We start from the raw sequence: 305 nt of genomic DNA on the forward strand, positions 1-305 counted from the left end.
GCTCAAGGGCGGTTGCCACACGCCCTTGAGCTCTACTGCACCGGCTCCCTCAACCTGTTTAACCATCCCACGAATGTGAAAACCGACAGCCGGGTGGTGTGTATCGTGCTGAAAAACATGGGCGAAAACCTCCGCAAGATCGCCATGCACATCACAAATGAATTTGTGTCCCAGGCGGTAGATACCAACTTACGGGAGGGCGTGGCGACATGGTGCTATTTCGATGAGTTCCATGTCCTGCTCCGTGATCCGCTGACCGCCAGCTATTTTGTTGCGGTGTGGAAAATGCTGAGAAAGAAAGGCTG

The 305-nt window shown here is 53.8% G+C and carries 1 pseudogene; it reads left to right on the forward strand.

Features of this window, described 5'->3' with window-relative positions:
• Positions 1-305 (forward strand): annotated as a pseudogene (locus tag P0G09_RS18150) (conjugal transfer protein TraE); the annotation flags it as partial.

The organism is Faecalibacterium sp. DFI.5.82, from assembly GCF_029076575.1.
Lineage (GTDB): Bacteria > Bacillota > Clostridia > Oscillospirales > Ruminococcaceae > Faecalibacterium > Faecalibacterium duncaniae.